Origin of the sequence: Flavobacterium lacisediminis (assembly GCF_025909975.1) — a bacterium.
Taxonomy (GTDB): Bacteria; Bacteroidota; Bacteroidia; order Flavobacteriales; family Flavobacteriaceae; genus Flavobacterium; species Flavobacterium lacisediminis.
The window spans coordinates 533,587-548,071 of sequence record NZ_JAPCIO010000001.1; the positions used below are offsets into that span (position 1 = coordinate 533,587).

The following is a 14,485-nucleotide window of genomic DNA, read 5'->3' on the forward strand; positions in this document are numbered from 1 at the left end:
TTTGTAATGATATCGAAATATATTTTTTAAACTAAAGCAGGCGGACCGCGAAGGTAAAACGAATTCCCTTCAAACGTAACGCAAGATTCATTACTGTTAAATTGATACGGAATTTCGTAAAAAGAAGGAATAAAGTCAAAATGAAATACTTCAGGTGAAAGGAAAGCCGCAAATTTGAAATCACAAACGGGACAATCTTCACTTTCAGTAAACGTTTTTTCAGAAGTTTTAAAAGTCAAATGATGAGAATCATCACAACATTCTGTTTTTAAATGGTGATCATGAGAAAAAGTGTGAATAGATTGATAACTCACAGCAAATAATACTGCAAGCATCAAAAACAAATTCATATGTAATAATTTCTTTTTCACCATCACAAATATACTGCTTTTAGAACAAAGCCAAAAAACAAACCACGAATTAACGAATTTTTAAGTTTTGATGACTTATTCGCTAGTTCGTGGTTGTGTATTGAAACACATAGAAACATAGAATTTAAGACTGATGTGAACTCAAAAAAGTGTAACATCCTTAAATCTATAAAAATAAACTATGTGTCTATGTGTTTAAAATTATACCAAGTTATTCGCAACCAAATATTCCGCAATTTGGATTGTATTCGTAGCTGCTCCTTTTCTTAAGTTATCGGCAACAATCCACATATTGATGGTGTTTGGTTGGCTTTCATCTCTTCGGATTCTACCTACGAAAACATCGTCTTTTCCTTGTGCGTAAATTGGCATTGGATAGGTGTAAGTATCTAAATTATCTTGAACCGTCACACCAGGCGTGTTTTGTAAAATTTGACGCACTTCGTTCACATCAAAATCATTCTCAAACTGAATGTTTACGGCTTCACTATGTCCGCCAACGACTGGAATACGAATCGCAGTTGCTGTAACCGCGATGGTTTTGTCGTTTAAGATTTTTTGTGTTTCGCGCACCAATTTCATTTCTTCTTTGGTGTAACCGTTTGCTTCAAAACTATCACATTGAGGAATTGCATTTCTGTGAATTGGATATTTGTATGCCATTTCATCTTGAATTCCTGCATATTCGTTTTCTAACTGACGCACGGCTTTTACACCAGTTCCAGTTATCGATTGATAAGTAGAAACTACAATACGTTTGATATCATATTTGGCATGTAAAGGCGCTAAAGCCATTACCATTTGAATCGTTGAACAGTTTGGATTTGCAATAATTTTATCTTCTTTAGTTAAAACGTTTGCATTGATTTCTGGAACGACTAATTTCTTAGTAGCATCCATACGCCAAGCAGAAGAATTATCGATTACGGTTGTTCCTGCAGCAGCAAATTTTGGAGCCCATTCTAAAGAAGTTTCTCCACCTGCCGAAAACAAAGCAATCTCAGGTTTCATATCTACAGCGGTTTGTAAACCTACTACTTTATAGGTGTTACCTTTCCATTCGATTTCTTTCCCAACTGATTTTTCAGAAGCAACTGGAATTAACTCCGTTACAGGAAAATTACGTTCTGCTAATACTTGAAGCATTATTTCGCCTACCATTCCGGTAGCGCCAACTACGGCTACTTTCATTTTGATGTGTGTTATTTAATGATGCAAAAATATAGAATATTCAAACGACTTAGCAAATATTGATGAAATTATAACAAAAGTTTTGATTTGTAACAGGATTTTTAAAATATTCAAATGTTGAGGTAAAATGTAAAAATACAAAGTAACATGAACAATAAAGCAATAAAGTATTTATGAAACCAACTGAGCCATAAGGCAATAAGAACAAGAACAAATCCTTCAAAATAATATTCACTAATTGAGTTTCTTACAACTACTGAGAATATAAAATTAAAGGTTATTAATAGTCTAACAACCCATTTGGTAATGTTTGAATCGTTGATTTTTTGGTACATTTTGGAAATATTTAAATTAATAAAAGGATTATAAAGCTAATTTCTTATAGCTACTCAACTTCCCCCTTATTCTTAATCTTCATTCCTAAATTATAAGAAATAATTCCTAAAAAAAATGAAATTATAACTTTACCAAAATCAATTCCACTATTAGGTACGTTTGTAGCAAAACAATATATGTTGTATGCAATTATTGGCGCAATCATTACGAAATAGGCAATGTAATTTCTCATAATTAATTTAGTTAAAATCCAGCTTTTTTTATTTGTATTGTGTCTTTGACTTCATAGTCTAAAAATATTTTAGAAAATTTCACATTTTTAGATGAAAAAATGACTTTATAATATTTTCCGATGGTTTTTTCTCTTTCGCCACCTGGAATATTTTCGCTGTCAAAACATTCTTTCCCATTAAAATGGAATCTGTAATAATATCTACTGAAGCTTCTATTACTATAGAATTTATAAACTTGACATGTTGTTTCAATCTTATTATCTGCAATACTATTTTCTTCAAAGTCCATATCATTTTTTGCTATTAAATATATTATTCCAAAAAATAATATAAATATAATAGCACCATTTATCTGTTTTTGTGAGTTATATGTTTCCATTTTTAATTAATATAAAACAGGAATTACATCCCGTGCCTATAACAAATCTAATCAATTTCCATCAAAAAAATACCACGCCAAAGGCGTGGTTTAATTAGAATATATAATGTAGCGGTATCGACTATTTTTTCAATAAATCTCTAATTTGTGTAAGCAATTCCTCTTGAGATGGTCCTGCTGGAGCCGCTGGAGCTGCTTCTTCTTTTTTCTTCGCTTTTTCTGCTGCTCTTAAAACTACAAAAATAAATAACGAAATAATTACGAAGTTAATAATAGCTTGTACCAAGTTACCATAAGTAATTACTGCTGCTCCTGCTGCTTTAGCCGCATCAAGATTTGCATAACTTTCGCCGTTTAATGCAACGAATTTTTGAGTAAAATCAATTCCACCTGTTATTAGCCCAACAATTGGCATAATTACATCGTCAACTGCAGAGCCAACAATTTTACCAAAAGCACCACCAATTACAACAGCAGTAGCTAAACTTAATACATCGCCTTTCATTAAAGAGGCTTTAAAATCTGCAAAAAATCCCATAGTTTTTAATTTTAAGAGTTAGTTTTTGTTTTTATACTAACGAAAATACAAAAATTTTAACACAATGTTAATTTTTGTAAAAAATTCTTTTAACCCGTTGCGAAATTCCAGTTAGAATTTCATAAGGTATCGTGCCAATAACATTTGCCATCTCTGTTACTTTTGGGTTTTTTCCAAAAACAATCACTTCATCTCCAGTTTTACATGAAATATTCGTAACATCAACCATCATCATGTCCATACAAATCGAACCTAAAATGGTCGCTTTTTGGTTGTTGATGGTAACAAATCCTTTCTCATTGCCCCAAGCTCTTCGAATGCCATCAGCATAACCAATCGGAATCGTTGCGACTTTCATTTTTTGCGTTACTCGAAATCTTCGGCTGTAACCAATGCTTTCTTCGGGTGAAACTACTCTAATTTGGGAAATGATGGTTTTTAGAGTGCTTACGTTTTCTAGTACTTTCAATTCTTGTTCCGAATTTCCAATACCATATAAACCAATTCCCAATCGCACCATTTCCATTTGTTTTTCCGTATAATTGAAAATTCCAGACGTGTTTAAAATATGACGAATCGGTTTTGAAGGCAGTACTTTTTCTAATTCAGAATACATCGCATCAAAGCGTTGAAATTGTAATTTCGTGAAATCATCAAATTGCAAATCATCACTCGCAGCTAAATGCGAAAACACACTTTTTACCTTAACGAAATTGTTGTTTTTTAGCAACGAACATAACTCGGAAATCAAATGCGGTTCAAATCCTAAACGATGCATTCCGGTATCCAATTTAATATGAATCGGATAATGGGAAATATTTTGGTGTTGGGCAATCTTTAAAAATGCTTGTAAACCTGTAATGGAATAAATTTCGGGTTCTAAATTATAAGCAATCATGGCTCTAAAACTGCTATTTTCGGGATTTAAAACCATAATTGGAGTCGTAATTCCAGCTTTTCGCAATTCGATACCTTCATCGGCAAAAGCTACACCTAAGTAATCGACTTTATGATGTTCGAGCAATTTTGCAATTTCGTAACCACCATTTCCGTAGCCAAACGCTTTTACCATCACCATGATTTTGGTTTCAGGTTTTAGTTTGGATTTGTAGAAATTCAGGTTGTGACTGATCGCATCGAGATTGATTTCTAAAATGGTTTCGTGATTTTTCTCTTCCAATAAAACCACAATTTCATGAAAGTTGAAACCACGCGCGCCTTTTACTAAAATAGTTTCGTTTTGAAACGATTGCGTGTTGAATTGTTGTAAAAATTCTTGCGTAGTGGCAAACGAAATCACATTGGGTAAATCGTTTAATTGTTTTCCGATGGTTTCGCCAATGGTAATAATACGTTCAATTTTATTTTTCGAAAGCAATTGTTTCACTTGATTGTAAAGCGTTTCCACAGCAATGCCACTCGTGAAAATATCGGATAAAATAATTGTTTTTTTATCGTGTAATTTTTGTTGTTCTAAGAAATCCAACGCAATTTTCAACGATTGATAATCCACCGAATAACTATCGTCGATGACCAAACAATTGTTGATTCCTTTTTTAGCTTGAAGTCTTAATTCTACTGGATATAATTCGGCAACTCTATTTTGTATAAACGCAATTTCTTCGCCTAAAAATAGCATGAAATTCACGCAAGTAATTACATTTTCAATCGAATTTTCATCGGAAAACGGAATTGTTATACTAAAAGTGTTGGTTGCGTTTTTGAACGTTAATTCGGTTTTACCATTTTCATTTTTCTTTGAAACGAAAAGATTCGCACTTTCATCGGTAAAACTCCAAGTATGTTTTTGACTGTTTTTTGGAAGTAAAGCTTCAATTTCAGCATTCTTTTCCAAGAAAATATCAGAACAATTTTCAAAAAGTTTAATTTTCTCTTTTATTTTAGCCTCGCGATTTGCAAAACCTTCATCATGAACCGAACCAATATTCGTTAAAATGCCGTATTTCGGTTGGATGATGTGTTCTAAATTTGACATTTCATTGGGTAACGAAATTCCAGCTTCAAAAAGTCCAAAATCATAATTCCCTTCAATCGCTAAAATCGATAATGGAACGCCAACTTGCGAATTATAACTTTTCGGATTTCGAACAATCAAATGATTCGGACTCAACAAGAAATTCAACCATTCTTTTACGATGGTTTTTCCGTTGCTTCCGGTAATTCCCACAAATGGAAAATCGAATTGTTTTCGATATCCAATCGCAGTTTGTTGTAACGCTTTCAAGGAGTTTTCAACGATAATGAAATTCGCTTTTTCGTATAAATGTTCCGGAATATATTCGACCACAAAATAACGAACGCCTTTTGCAATCAACTCTTCCAAATACAAATGGGCATCGTGATTTTGTCCTTTGATGGTAAAAAACAAAGTATTGCTTCCATTTTGCAACGAACGGCTGTCAATCGAAATATGGCTTGCGGTAAACTCAGTCGAATTTCCGTGAAAAACGCCTTTACAAAACGAAATAATATGAGTTAGGTTGAGATTCAATTTATTGATTATCGTCTTTTTGCTTGTTTACAATTTCAACATCTTTCACTTCCATGTTTTCTCGTATAGCTTTAAAATAAGCAGCACGACTTAATGGTTCGTATTCTTCGGTTTCACCAAGCATTACCAGTCTTTTATCATCCGATTTTCTAAAACTATAATGAGCTAAATTTCCAGTGCGTGTACAAACCGCATGTACTTTTGTAACATATTCGGCAGTAGCCATAAGCGCAGGCATTGGTCCGAAAGGATTTCCTTTAAAATCCATATCCAATCCAGCAACAATCACTCGGATTCCTGAATTGGCTAAGTCATTACAAACGGCAACAATTTCATCGTCGAAAAATTGCGCTTCGTCAATACCTACTACATCACAACCTTGTGCTAAAATTCGAATGTTTTGAGCAATTGGCACAGGTGTAGAACGAATTTCATTTTTATTGTGCGAAACTACCATTTCATCGTCATATCTTGTATCGACAGCCGGTTTAAAGATTTCCACTTTTTGTTTGGCAAACTGAGCGCGTTTTAGGCGGCGAATCAATTCTTCGGTTTTACCCGAAAACATTGAGCCACAAATTACTTCAATCCAGCCAAATTGTTCTTGTTGATTTACGGTATTTTCGAGAAACATTTTGTATCTTTCGTACGTTAAAAATTATTTTCTGCTACATTTGTAAGCAAAACAAAAATAGTAAAAAACAATCGATATAGTAAACGCTACAGCCTAAAGTTATGAAGAAAAGAATATCTGCTGAATTAATCAGTATTGCGCACCGAATTTTAAAGTTAAAAAACCATTCAGAAACGGTTCAATTACAGCAAGAAGCTAAAAATTTGTACGATCAATTGACGATTTTGCGTTTTTATGAAGAGAATTTCGAATTGGTAAAAAACGAAATTTCTGAAGAAGTTTTAGCTGAAAAATTAGAAAGTAAACCAACCGAAGTTTTCAACGCGCCTATTCAGGATAAAGTTGTTGAAACTCCGGAAGAAGTAAAAGTAGAAGTTGCTCCAGAAGTAGAAGAAACTATTGCTGAACCAATTGCGGAAGAAAAAGTCGTAATCGCAGAATTAATTGTGGAAGATGACGAAGAAGAGGAAGAGGTTTTGATGACTCCAATGGAAGAAGAACCAATTGAGGAAGAAATAATCGAAGAAGAACCAGTTGCAGAAACTCCAAAAGCAGAAGAACCAGCGAAACAAATTTCTTTTGAAGATTTATTGGTACACGATTATAAAGAATTAGATTTTGTAAAAGTAGAAGATGTTCCTGCTGAGGTAGAAAAAGCATCTGAAACTATTTTTGAAGCCGTAACTCCAGTTGTAGAAGTTAAGGAAGAAATTCAACCAGAATCTGTAGTGGCCGAAACGCCAAAAGCATTAGAAGAAGAGGTGAAAGCAACTTTCGAGAAAGTAAGTCATGAACCAAAAATAAGTTCGTTAAACGATAGATTAAACAAAACGATTTCTTTTGGTTTGAACGATAGAATCGGATTTGAGAAGAAGTTATTTGGCGGAAGTTCGGATGATTTCAACCGAGTGATTTCCCAACTGAATACATTTGATAGTTTTGAAGAAGCAAAATCTTTTGTTTTGGATTTCGTAAAACCTGATTATAACAATTGGGAAGGCAACGAAGAATTTGAAGCGCGTTTTATGGAAATTATCGAGAAAAAGTTTTCATAAATGGGTAAGTTATTCATAGTTCCAACGCCAATAGGCAATTTAGAAGACATGACTTTTCGTGCAATTAAAGTACTGAAAGAAGTCGATTTAATTTTAGCAGAAGACACGCGAACCAGTGGAAAATTGCTAAAACACTTCGAAATTGCTACGCACATGCACAGCCACCACATGCACAACGAACACAAAACCGTTGAAAATTTGGTCAAGCGATTACAATCTGGCGAAACCATTGCTTTAATTAGCGATGCAGGAACTCCAGCCATTTCCGACCCAGGATTTTTGCTTACACGAGCATGTGTGGAAAACGGAATTGATGTGGAATGTTTGCCAGGAGCAACAGCATTTGTGCCAGCGTTAGTGAATAGCGGTTTGCCCAATGATAAATTCGTATTCGAAGGATTTTTACCCGATAAAAAAGGAAGGCAAACCCGATTTTTAGCCTTACAAGAAGAATATCGTACCATGATTTTCTATGTGTCGCCACACAAATTAAACAAAACCTTAGCCGAATTTGTACAATATTTCGGAGCCGACAGACCGGTTTCAGTATCTCGAGAATTATCCAAATTACACGAAGAAACTGTAAGAGGAACCGCCGAAGAAGTACTAAAACACTTTGAAGCGAAACCGGCTAAAGGAGAGATTGTGGTTTGTGTTGGGGGTTTAATTAAGACTAAAGGATAATGAGTTTTAAGAAAATAGGATTTTTTCTTTTTGTCATAATTGTAACAAACATTACAATTAATTTTGAAGTCATTCCAAATATTCAAATTTTTGCAAATAGTCATTCAGCAAAAGGAGATTATTTAATGATAATTACTTTTTTGGTTGCTGTAATAAGTTTTATATTTTCTTTATACTTGATTTTCTTCAAGAAAAATAAAACTGGTTTTCTAATATTGTTGTTTGCTCTCAATATAGCATTATGGATTCCAAAAATGTTTAGCATTAATTGTAAATTTTGTTCAATAGCATAATATTAAAAACGATGGAAACACACAACATAACCACCACCTGGAAAGGTAACATGCAATTTGAGTCCACTAACCCTAGTGGCGATATCTTTTCAATTGATGCCGGTCCAGAAAACGGAGGAGAAGGAAACGGCTTGCGTCCTAAAGCGTTGATGTTATCGGCTTTAGCGGGTTGCACCGGTTTAGACGTCGCTTCATTAATGGAAAAAATGAAGTTAGAAGTTGCAGATTTTAAAATTGAAACTTCAGGAGAATTAACCGAAGAACATCCAAAAACCTATCACACAGTAAAAGTCGATTATCATTTTTACGGAGATAATTTAGACGAGAAAAAGCTAGAAAAAGCCGTGAATTTATCAGTAGAAAAATATTGTGGCGTGATGGAAATGTTCCGTCAATTTGCAAAAGTTGAGGTAGCGATTTTTTATCATAAACAATAAATTTTTGCCACGGATTACAGGATTACCACGGATTTAATCCTTATAATCAGTGCAATCTGTGGCTGAAATAAAAAATATTCATACCTTTGTCATTCAAGTATATAAGCCAAAATAATAGAGTTCAAACTAAAGTTCTGAATTCTAATTTCTAAATTCTAATTTTTAAAACTATGCGTTGGAATCCAAAATCTAAGCCAAATCCAGAAAAAGTACAAGCCATTCAGAGCGCCCTTCAAGTCGATGAAATCATCGCAAAATTATTAGTTCAGCGAGGTATTGAAACCTTCGAACAAGCCAAAACCTTTTTCCGTCCCACTCTAGCCGATTTACACAATCCGTATTTGATGAAAGATATGGACAAAGCTGTTGCGCGAATTGAAAAAGCCATTGCTAACAAAGAAAATATCTTAATTTTTGGTGATTACGATGTCGATGGAACAACTGCTGTTTCTTTAGTATCAAGTTATTTACGCAGTTTTTATCCGAATGTGGCGACCTATATTCCAGATAGATATGCAGAAGGTTATGGCATTTCCTATATGGGAATTGACTATGCCGAAGACAACGATATTTCCTTAATTATAGCTTTGGATTGTGGTATCAAATCGATTGATCATGTCAATTATGCCAATGCAAAAAATATTGATTTTATTATTTGCGACCATCACCGACCAGGTGATATTTTGCCCGATGCGGTTGCGGTTTTAGACCCAAAACGTGACGATTGTTCGTATCCGTATGATGAATTATGTGGTTGCGGTGTTGGGTTTAAATTGATTCAGGCTTTAGCCGAAAATAGAAACCAAACCATTGATGATTTAGTGTTGTATTTAGATTTGGTTGCAACAGCCATTGCCGCAGATATTGTTCCAATTACGGGTGAAAATCGAGTGTTGGCAAAATTTGGTTTAGAAGTGATTAATTCGAATCCGCGACCAGGAATAAAAGCTTTGATTCAAAATGTAAAGAAGAAAGTCTTGACGATTACGGATGTAGTTTTTATCGTCGCACCAAGAATCAATGCAGCTGGAAGAATCAAGCACGGAAACGAAGCGGTTGCTTTATTAACCGAATACGATTTAGATCAAGCGGAACAATTCGCCTCCGAAATCGAACAACATAATTCCGACAGAAAAGAATTAGACAAACAAATTACGAAAGAAGCCTTACTTCAAATCGAAGAAAATAACGAGCAAAATCGTTTTTCAACTGTAGTATACCAAGAGAATTGGCACAAAGGCGTTATTGGAATTGTCGCTTCAAGATTGGTAGAAAATTATTATCGTCCGACAATTGTTTTTACGAAAAGTGGCGAAAAATTAGCAGCTTCAGCACGTTCTGTAAAAGATTTTGACGTGTATAATGCGTTGGAAGCTTGTGCCGAACATTTGGAACAATTCGGTGGTCACATGTATGCAGCTGGAATGACACTTTTGGAAGAAAACTATGAAAATTTCAAAAATGCCTTCGAAAAAGTCGTTCAAGAAACCATTCATCCCGATTTATTGATTCCTGAAATTTCATACGATGCCGAAATCGAATTATCAGAACTTAACCCAAAGTTGATGCGTTTATTGAAGCAATTTGAACCATTCGGACCTGAAAATATGACACCTTTATTTTTAGCGAAAGGATTAACCGATTCAGGTTATGCAAAAGCATTAGGTTCTGATAACGAACATCTGAAAGCATTTGTAAAACAAGGCAATTCGGAATCTTTTGGAGCAATTGGTTTTGGATTGGGCAATAAATTAGACTTGGTTTCTCACAATAATAAATTTGATGCAATTTTCTCTTTAGAAGAAAACGAATGGAAAGATACTGTAACTTTGCAACTGCAATTACGCGACATTAATGCTTCAAATGGCTAAAAAAGACCCATTTTCATCTTTACGAATACCCGAATTTCGCTGGTTTTTAGCCATGAGATTGTTTATTGTATTGGCTTGGTCGATGCAATTTGTATTGATTGAGTGGGAAGTGTATCGCATCACAAAAGATCCATTATCACTTGGATTAATAGGTTTAATGGAAATCATTCCAGCGATTAGTATGGCATTGTTTGCCGGACACATTGTGGATCAAAACGAGAAAAAAGGTTTGTTAATCAAATGTTTTTCAGGATTAGCAACAATTAGCGCCTTGTTATGTCTTTTAGTTCATCCAAATTTTATTAATTCCTTTTCCAAAAACACGATTCTTTACGGAATTTACGCTTTAGTTTTTGTTGGCGGAATCATTCGGGCTTTTTTAATTCCGTCTGTTTTTAGTTTGTTGGGATTGATTATTCCTAAAAAAGAACAACCAAACGCAGCTACTTGGAGTAGCTCTACTTGGCAAGTGGCAGCAGTAATCGGACCAGCATTGGCGGGATTTACGATTGGTTGGTTTGGGGTTTTTTGGTCGTTGGTTTTTGTGGTTTTTTGTGTGATAATGGCTTTAATCGTGCTAACACAAATTGAAAGAAAGCCGATTTTAAATCCAAAAATTGGTGAACCTATTTTTAAGAGTTTGAAAGAAGGTCTGTCTTTTGTGTTTCAAAATAAAACCATTTTAAATGCGATTTCGCTTGATATGTTTGCGGTTTTGTTTGGTGGAGCTGTGGCTTTGTTGCCGATTTTTGCTCAAGATATTTTAAAAGTAGGTTCTGAAGGTTTTGGAATTTTAAGAGCAGCACCGGCTATTGGTGGATTAATAACAATGTTAGTGGCTACATCCATTCCGTTACATCAAAAAGCAGGTAAAAAGTTATTGTTAGCTGTTTTTGGATTTGGAGTTTGTATTATCGTTTTTGGTTTATCAACTAACTTTTGGTTATCTGTAGTAGCTTTGTTTTTAAGTGGAGTTACCGATGGAATTTCAGTAGTTATTCGACAAACTATTCTTCAAATTTACACCCCTGACCATATGCGAGGACGCGTGTCTTCTGTGAATTCTATTTTTGTGGGTTCATCTAATGAGCTGGGTGCTTTTGAAAGCGGCTTGGCTTCCAAAATCATGGGAGTTGTTCCAGCTGTGGTCTTTGGTGGAATGATGACTTTAGGAATTGTAGGCGTTACCGCTGTGGCTTCACCAAAATTCAGAGAACTGGATATCGAAAAAGATTTAGAAACAATTTAGTTTTTGAATTCTTTTAATTCCATTTTTTCTCCATCAAAAACACCATAGGTGAAATAACCAATCCAATCGCCTAAATTCACATATTTAGAATTTTCGGTTAATTCGATTTCCAATGGTAAATGACGATGACCAAAAACGAAGTAATTATATTGTTTTGATTCTAACTTTCGTTTGCAATATTGTACTAACCATTCATTGTCTTCTCCTAAATATTTTACATCTTCTGCTCCCGAAATCAATTTGTTTTTTACTGATAAATATTGGGCTAATTTCACACCAATATCAGGATGTAACCAACGAAATAACCATTTTGAAAACGGATTAGTAAAGACTTTTTTCATTCTTTTGTAACCCATGTCTCCAGGCCCTTTTCCATCTCCATGGCCAATTAAGAATGTTTTATCGTTAAAAGTAAATTCTTGGTTATCATGATAAACAGGAATATTTAACTCTTTTTGGAAATAATCGTGCATCCATAAGTCGTGATTTCCTACAAAAAAATAAATTGGAATGCCAGAATCCTTAATTTCAGCTAATTTTCCTAAAACTCTTACGAATCCTTTTGGGACGACTGTTTTGTATTCAAACCAAAAGTCGAATAAATCTCCTAATAAAAAAATTGCGTCAGCATCCTGCTTAACGATATCAAGCCATTGAATGAATTTTTGTTCTCTAGGAAAACTTAATTCTGGAGTTGGAGCTCCAAAGTGCTGATCAGATGCGAAGTAGATTTTCAAGTTAAAAGTTAGTTAAGAATATGTTAATAAACGATTTTTTTTGCATTTTATCGAATTAAAAGGTTAAAAATTAACATATTATCAAAATTAGTATATTTTTAACGAATTATTAATTAATTGTTAATATTCACAATATGAAAAAAATTTGTTTAATAATTTCTTTTTTATTTTCTGTAATGTCTTTTTCACAAGACAAAGTTAAAAATTTAGAAGATGCAAAAGGAACTTTTCAGTTAGAAATTCTTAAAATGGATGTTGAGCCTGTTTCAATAACATCTGAATTGCTTGAAAAAATTCATGACTTAAGAAAAGATTTTGAATTAGCTTATATCCAAATAGATGATATGAGAAGAATTAAAATTTTTTCTCGTGAAGACTTGAAGAAAGGTAAAAATAAAAATATTGAAGAGTTTGTATTAGTAACATCTTTTAAAAATTAATAAACAGTAATATGAAAAAAATTATTCTATTATTACTTATCTTTTCAGGTATAAATGTTTTTTCACAAGCGGGTAGTAGCCCTTGTGATGCTTTACAATTATATCCATATACAAGTTGTGGAAATCAATCTGGACCGCAATATGCAGGGCATTATCAAACAGAAGAAGCTTCAGGGAATAATGTTACTATGACTGGTACAAGTACAATAGACCCAGCATGTACCACAGATAATGAGACTGTTCAATCAGTAAGATGGATAGAAGTGGTTGCAACTACAACATCTTTTACAATTACAAATTTAACAGACTATGCAGGATCTGGCGCTGCTATTGCTGAGCAAAGAGATTATGTCGTTTTTTCAGGAGCTTGTACAAGTTTAACTCAAATTGCTTGTGGAGCTTCGATTCCTATTAATGGAACTTTAAATGTGACTGGACTAACTGCAGGACAAACTTATTATATTATGGTTTCTCAGTCTGCCGCTGCTTTTAGTGGATATCCTGCTGCAAATGCAGCTGCAACATGTATTACTAGTACTGTGCCTCACGTTCCAACTAATGATGCTTGTTCAAATGCACTTCTTTTACAAAATAACGTTTCTTATACTTCTACAAATGCTGATAGTACAGCTGACGGACCTAGTGTTTGTCAAAATCCAGCTTCTGGTTCCGTAGAAAATAATGTTTGGTACCAATGGTGTGCCCCTGCAAACTGGCCAGTAGGTCAATTGGCATATTTAAACGTAAATAATCAAGTTTGTAATAGTACTCAAGGTTTACAATTATCTATTTATGGTCCCGGAACGACTTGTGCTCAAATTACTGCTGGTACAGCTACTTCTGTTGTTTGTCAAAATCCAGGAGCTACAATGGATTACAATTATACTTTTACCGCAACAGCTAATCAATGTTATTTAATTGTTTTAGATGGTTTTGCAGGTACCGCTTGTACGTATGATATTCTAGTTTCAGCTAGTTTAATTTGTGATACTCCACCCGTAGCACCTTCGGTTACTGTTACACAGCCAACATGTGCTGTTACTACAGGAACTATTGTTGTTACAGCGCCATTAGGAGCAGGGTTAGAATATAGTATAAATAATGTTGTTTATCAATCTGGTACAACTTTTAGTGGATTAGCCCAGGCACATATAACGTAACTGTTAGAGATGCTTCAGATTGTGTTTCTACAGCTACAATAGTTGTTATTAATCCTCCTGCTGGAGCACCACCAGTTCCTACAATTAATACGACAGCACCAACATGTATAGCAAATGGTTTTAGTCAGATCTCGAATTATGTAGGAGGAACTACTTATACTTTCACACCGGCAGGTCCAACAGTTGATGGAACGGGATTAATCTCGGGTATGACTATTGGAACCAATTATACGGTAACAGCTACAGTTGGTTCTTGTACTTCAGCATCATCATTATCTTTTAGTAATGCAGCGCAATTACCAGTTCCATCACAACCAACGATTTCAACTACAGCACCAACGTGTTCATCTGATGGAATATCTACC

General features: G+C 34.3%; 15 protein-coding genes. 7 read left to right on the top strand and 8 right to left on the bottom strand.

Annotated elements, in window-relative coordinates:
* Positions 1-26: 26 nt before the first annotated feature.
* The 7 genes from OJ995_RS02490 to OJ995_RS02520 all read right to left on the bottom strand — a co-directional run bounded on the left by OJ995_RS02490 (position 27) and on the right by OJ995_RS02520 (position 6,194).
* The gene (locus tag OJ995_RS02490; protein WP_264367996.1) at positions 27-335 is read right to left on the bottom strand and encodes a hypothetical protein; all 309 of its coding nucleotides are present in this window, start codon (positions 333-335) and stop codon (positions 27-29) included.
* A gap of 237 nt (positions 336-572) precedes the next feature.
* Positions 573-1,562: an aspartate-semialdehyde dehydrogenase gene (locus OJ995_RS02495; RefSeq protein WP_264367997.1), complete on the bottom strand. Its 990-nt coding sequence runs from the start codon at positions 1,560-1,562 to the stop codon at positions 573-575.
* A 385-nt stretch (positions 1,563-1,947) separates the two neighbouring features.
* Positions 1,948-2,130 carry a hypothetical protein gene (locus tag OJ995_RS02500; RefSeq protein ID WP_264367998.1) on the bottom strand — a complete coding sequence of 61 codons (183 nt, stop codon included), beginning with the start codon at positions 2,128-2,130 and terminating at the stop codon, positions 1,948-1,950.
* Positions 2,131-2,141: 11 nt separating this feature from the next.
* Positions 2,142-2,510: a hypothetical protein gene (locus tag OJ995_RS02505; protein ID WP_264367999.1), complete on the bottom strand. Its 369-nt coding sequence runs from the start codon at positions 2,508-2,510 to the stop codon at positions 2,142-2,144.
* A gap of 121 nt (positions 2,511-2,631) precedes the next feature.
* Positions 2,632-3,048 carry a large conductance mechanosensitive channel protein MscL gene (gene mscL, locus OJ995_RS02510; RefSeq protein WP_133609401.1) on the bottom strand — a complete coding sequence of 139 codons (417 nt, stop codon included), beginning with the start codon at positions 3,046-3,048 and terminating at the stop codon, positions 2,632-2,634.
* Positions 3,049-3,115: 67 nt separating this feature from the next.
* Complete coding sequence (locus tag OJ995_RS02515; protein WP_264368000.1) at positions 3,116-5,560, bottom strand: bifunctional UDP-N-acetylmuramoyl-tripeptide:D-alanyl-D-alanine ligase/alanine racemase; 2,445 nt, start codon at positions 5,558-5,560, stop codon at positions 3,116-3,118.
* A 1-nt stretch (position 5,561) separates the two neighbouring features.
* Entirely contained in the window at positions 5,562-6,194 is a 633-nt protein-coding gene (locus OJ995_RS02520; protein WP_133609403.1) for a thymidine kinase, read from the bottom strand.
* Between the two features lie 101 nt (positions 6,195-6,295).
* On the opposite strand from OJ995_RS02520, the gene OJ995_RS02525 reads away from it, so the two are divergent.
* The 5 genes from OJ995_RS02525 (at position 6,296) to OJ995_RS02545 (ending at position 11,783) form a co-directional block, all read left to right on the top strand.
* Positions 6,296-7,249: a DUF8457 domain-containing protein gene (locus OJ995_RS02525; protein WP_264368001.1), complete on the top strand. Its 954-nt coding sequence runs from the start codon at positions 6,296-6,298 to the stop codon at positions 7,247-7,249.
* Positions 7,250-7,933: a 16S rRNA (cytidine(1402)-2'-O)-methyltransferase gene (rsmI, locus tag OJ995_RS02530; RefSeq protein ID WP_264368002.1), complete on the top strand. Its 684-nt coding sequence runs from the start codon at positions 7,250-7,252 to the stop codon at positions 7,931-7,933.
* A 304-nt stretch (positions 7,934-8,237) separates the two neighbouring features.
* Complete coding sequence (locus tag OJ995_RS02535; protein ID WP_264368003.1) at positions 8,238-8,663, top strand: OsmC family protein; 426 nt, start codon at positions 8,238-8,240, stop codon at positions 8,661-8,663.
* 170 nt (positions 8,664-8,833) lie between these two features.
* Positions 8,834-10,534, top strand: coding sequence for a single-stranded-DNA-specific exonuclease RecJ (recJ, locus tag OJ995_RS02540; protein ID WP_264368004.1), 1,701 nt, complete (start codon positions 8,834-8,836; stop codon positions 10,532-10,534).
* Positions 10,527-11,783, top strand: a complete 1,257-nt coding sequence (locus tag OJ995_RS02545) for an MFS transporter (RefSeq protein WP_264368005.1) — start codon at positions 10,527-10,529, stop codon at positions 11,781-11,783. The genes recJ and OJ995_RS02545 overlap by 8 nt, the downstream gene beginning before the upstream one ends.
* Here OJ995_RS02545 and OJ995_RS02550 read toward each other — a convergent pair.
* The gene (locus OJ995_RS02550) at positions 11,780-12,520 is read right to left on the bottom strand and encodes a UDP-2,3-diacylglucosamine diphosphatase (RefSeq protein WP_264368006.1); all 741 of its coding nucleotides are present in this window, start codon (positions 12,518-12,520) and stop codon (positions 11,780-11,782) included. The two genes, OJ995_RS02545 and OJ995_RS02550, sit on opposite strands and share 4 nt — an antisense overlap.
* A gap of 134 nt (positions 12,521-12,654) precedes the next feature.
* On the opposite strand from OJ995_RS02550, the gene OJ995_RS02555 reads away from it, so the two are divergent.
* Positions 12,655-12,960 (top strand): hypothetical protein, encoded by a 306-nt coding sequence (locus tag OJ995_RS02555; protein WP_264368007.1) that lies wholly within the window; start codon positions 12,655-12,657, stop codon positions 12,958-12,960.
* A gap of 11 nt (positions 12,961-12,971) precedes the next feature.
* The gene (locus tag OJ995_RS02560; RefSeq protein ID WP_264368008.1) at positions 12,972-14,120 is read left to right on the top strand and encodes a hypothetical protein; all 1,149 of its coding nucleotides are present in this window, start codon (positions 12,972-12,974) and stop codon (positions 14,118-14,120) included.
* Positions 14,121-14,485 lie beyond the last annotated feature (365 nt).